A 3,332-nucleotide genomic window follows, 5' to 3' on the forward strand; every position below is an offset into this window, starting at 1 on the left:
GGGAAGAAAAGCTATTTTGGCTACAAGGCATTTATTGTTACAGATAGTGAGGATGGGTTTATCAGGCATGTTGAGGTGTTGCCTGCTAACGTGTCTGAGGTAAGGAATTTAGAAGGAGCGCTTGGTCCATTAAAGCCTAGGAGAGTGTATGCTGATAAGGGTTATTATAGTAAGGAGAATAAGGAGCTATTACGCAGTAAGGGGATTAAGAATGGCATCATGTATAAGGCAGCAAGGAATAAACCGCTGAGTAGGCTAGAGAAAGCATTTAAGAGGGTAGTTAGTAGTCACAGATATTTGGTAGAACAGGCTTTTGGTACACTGAAACGAAGATTTGGAATGACGAGAGCTACCTATATGACATTGCAAAAGGTTAAAGCGGAGGTGATAAGAAAAGCCATGGCATTTAACCTGTTAAAGGCCCTAAATCTGAGTGTGAAACCTACTTGATAGGACAAAAAAGGGACTCTTACTATATTGTGTTAATTATTTATAACAAAGTATTTTGATAACTTAACATAATCTGACAAAATATAACACAACCTTCATACCTTACTCACACCACAAATAAAAAAACAAAATCACGCAGAGGTCTCTCATTGATAATATGGCTTGCATAAGTTAGCGTGTTATACTACTGTGGAGTCTGGGACCACCTATACCCAACTATATCTGTCAGTAGAGTGCATATGTGCGGTACAGCCATTTGAGTACACTTGAAGATTTTGACTAATATTTGTGAAAAATACCAAATAATATCATGCAAAATATTAACAGGAACGCTCAGTGTTATCCTTATCTACTAACATTGCTAGGTATTGTTATTGTCGCTAGGCTCCCTTATTATGCAAACCAGTTTCTGTTTGGTGGTTCTAAATTTGAGCATGATTTCATCGCTCAAAGTGGTGAGTTTAACAGAACCTTAACTGCGATAGAAAAGCATGGTATAAAAAGTGTTTTTCCCCAAGCTGATGCGGACCAAATTAAATTCCTTGGGATTGCTGCGGTTAGGCCTAGCATTGAGAATTGTCAAAGTTATGAGTGTATGCCTGGTACGGCCTACATTTATGACCTTCAAGGGAATTATGTAGGATCTATGGATGCAACAACAGGGCAAATACCTATTATGCAGGCTATTTGGGACCAGTGTAACTCTGGTCTGTATAAATGTATATATGCTGGACACCCAATTGGAGCTACCTATAACTGTATAGGCCATGCTTTAGGGATTACCAAGTGGTTAGATCCTTCAGAGATTACTGCTTATATCAATAGGGGGATGACAAGGCATGTAGCTATAGATAGGTTTATCACAGATAAGAGACAAATCTATAGTAATTTAGATCAGAGCAATGTAGGCCACGTAATAGATAAATTATACCCTTCCGTTAATGTTCAGACCCCTATTAAAGAGGATAGTGTTGCTTTTTTCTTTAATAGTACATCTAATGAATGCTTACATGGGGCAAGATATCTAGAGAATTTTTACAATCAGTACGTAGGTGGTAGGTGGACTTCAAAATTAGGTAGCTCTATAACGATATCACATGAGTTAAGTGACCTGTTAGGTGGGGTATATGGTGATGACGTGTATTATGCTGAAATAACATAAGACAAAGAGGTAGAAATGAGTAACATTGTCGTATTAAATTCTAGGCACATAGTAAACAACCACGTAGCAGGTGACATAGGGAAGTTTGTAGCAAAGCACTCCAATTTTCAGGAGATGAGTTTACTACAAAATAAATATATCAGCATACTGACAGAGTATCAGAAGAGTCCAACGCTGAGTATGCTTTCTTCCATAAGAATGGATAGACTAGAGGTATTTAATAAATGGTTACCGGAGGCGGCGGCTAATTATCAAAAAGTGAGCCCCTTTTTAATATCAAATATGTTGAGGGGAGATATATTTGCGGTTAACATATTTGATAACTTACAGAAGTATATGGGTAGGGAAGACTTGGTGGTAAGTTATGAGAAGATACATGGAGACTTATCATTAAAGGAGACATTTTCGCGATACGGAGGAGCTGAGGATGGAAGGGCTATTTTAAGTGCTGAGCATTGGTTAGAGAGTGAGATAGCTGCAGATATTTTTGGTAATAGTAATGAGTTAGCAACACTTTGCGCTATTAACACGATGTTGCATATTCACAATGAGTATATTACGTGCGGGGTGTAATTTGTGTGTCTAGGTCTTATCCCTCATGGCGACTTCGGCAATTTTAAGAGGGTTGTATGGCCTATAGGCCACATAAAACAGACCCATGTTGGGTCCTTAGCGTACTATTTTCTCACAATCCTATGTCGTCCCATACTATATACTGGATGTTATGCTATAGTATTGACAGTACAGACGAACAAACTAACAATAAAAAAAATGAAAAGAATAAAAGATTGTCCTGTCAAAAGGGATGAGAAAGAAGAGTGGATAGAATGCGGCAAGAGGCTTAAAGCAATGGAGGTAGCAAGGCATCTATTATTAGGAAAGGAGCCCATAGATAAGGTATCGGAGATAACAGGTTTAACGCGGAACGAAGTACGTGATTTATAGGTATTATACCCATGAAACTACCAGTAGGAGTCAGTGATTTTAGAGAAATAGTAAGAGAAGGGTATGTGTTTACCGATAAGACTCTTTTAATCAAAGAAGTGTTAGAAGATGGTGCGAAGGTGATTTTAATCACAAGGCCCAGAAGATTTGGCAAGACACTTAACCTGTCGATGCTTTACTACTTTTTAGACAATAGTCGGCCAAAAGATGAGGATTTGTTTGAGAAGCTAAATACAGGGCGTGATAAGGCCTTTTGTGAGGAGCATCAGAATCAATATCCAGTGATATTCATATCGTTCAAGGATGTGAAGCAGTCTACATACCGAGGAGCATACGAGGATATTGTATGTCTTATTATGGAGCTGTATGAAGTACACAGGTATTTACTTGAAGTGGATGGATTGCTATCAGATAGTGAGGCAAGGATCTTTAAGGCATTAATGAACAGAGAAGGCAAGCCATCTGACATAAAGTCAGCACTTAGGCGGTTGTGCCTGTATATGTATAGGAAGTATGAGAAGAACCCAATTATATTGATAGACGAGTACGACACACCGATACAAGAAGCTTACCTGCACAAATACTACGAGAAGATGGTAGAGCTAATGCGGGGCATATTGGGGCAGGCATTAAAGGATAACAGTTACTTAACAAAGGCTGTAGTCACAGGAATAACGCGTATCTCTCAGGAGGTTTTCTGGATTAAACTAAACAACATAGAGGTGTACTCGTTATTGAGAGAAGACTATGGGCAATACTTTGGCTTTACCGAAGA

The 3,332-nt window shown here is 38.7% G+C and carries 5 protein-coding genes; all 5 read left to right on the forward strand.

The features are described 5' to 3' along the window. A partial coding sequence (locus tag EDM53_RS05460) for a transposase (protein ID WP_130122650.1) occupies nucleotides 1-450 on the forward strand: 450 nt, incomplete at its 5' end. A 310-nt stretch (nucleotides 451-760) separates the two neighbouring features. Beyond that, nucleotides 761-1,612 (forward strand): DUF7689 domain-containing protein, encoded by an 852-nt coding sequence (locus tag EDM53_RS05465; RefSeq protein WP_130122651.1) that lies wholly within the window; start codon nucleotides 761-763, stop codon nucleotides 1,610-1,612. Nucleotides 1,613-1,627: 15 nt separating this feature from the next. Further along, complete coding sequence (locus EDM53_RS05470; protein WP_130122652.1) at nucleotides 1,628-2,185, forward strand: hypothetical protein; 558 nt, start codon at nucleotides 1,628-1,630, stop codon at nucleotides 2,183-2,185. 198 nt (nucleotides 2,186-2,383) lie between these two features. Then, nucleotides 2,384-2,557: a hypothetical protein gene (locus EDM53_RS06265; protein WP_165379676.1), complete on the forward strand. Its 174-nt coding sequence runs from the start codon at nucleotides 2,384-2,386 to the stop codon at nucleotides 2,555-2,557. A gap of 11 nt (nucleotides 2,558-2,568) precedes the next feature. Continuing rightward, nucleotides 2,569-3,332, forward strand: a 764-nt coding sequence (locus tag EDM53_RS05475) for an AAA family ATPase (protein WP_165379677.1), incomplete at its 3' end; no start/stop codon positions are given.

The organism is Rickettsiales endosymbiont of Peranema trichophorum (genome assembly GCF_004210275.1).
In the GTDB taxonomy this organism is placed as follows: Bacteria; Pseudomonadota; Alphaproteobacteria; order Rickettsiales; family Midichloriaceae; genus RICK02.

What these genes read in the sequence shown, in the direction of transcription:
- EDM53_RS05465 (WP_130122651.1), top strand. Translation starts at nt 761, where the DNA reads ATGCAAAATATTAACAGGAACGCTCAGTGTTATCCTTATCTACTAACA.
- EDM53_RS05470 (WP_130122652.1), top strand. Translation starts at nt 1,628, where the DNA reads ATGAGTAACATTGTCGTATTAAATTCTAGGCACATAGTAAACAACCAC.
- EDM53_RS06265 (WP_165379676.1), top strand. Translation starts at nt 2,384, where the DNA reads ATGAAAAGAATAAAAGATTGTCCTGTCAAAAGGGATGAGAAAGAAGAG.